Below are 259 nucleotides of genomic sequence, written 5' to 3'. Positions count from 1 at the left end.
CGGGTGCCGCCCTTGCCCGGGGTGACGCCGCCGACCATGCGGGTGCCGTAGGCGATCGCCTGCTCGGAGTGGAAGGTGCCCTGGGCCCCGGTGAAGCCCTGGCAGAGCACCTTGGTGTTCTTGTCGACGAGCACGGCCATCACGCGGCCTCCTTCACGGCACGGACGATCTTCACTGCGGCGTCGCCGAGGTCGTCGGCCGACAGGATCGGCAGCCCGCTCTCGGCCAGGATCTGCTTGCCGCGCTCGACATTGGTGCC

At 70.3% G+C, this 259-nt stretch carries 1 pseudogene; it reads right to left on the bottom strand.

What is annotated here, in order from left to right:
• Positions 1-140: pseudogene (locus tag AAHM41_RS40485) on the bottom strand (succinate--CoA ligase subunit alpha); the annotation flags it as partial.
• Positions 141-259 lie beyond the last annotated feature (119 nt).

Source organism: Inquilinus sp. OTU3971 (assembly GCF_038440215.1).
The sequence above is the reverse complement of the archived record's forward strand: the minus strand, read 5'-3'. Positions and strand labels throughout refer to the sequence as shown.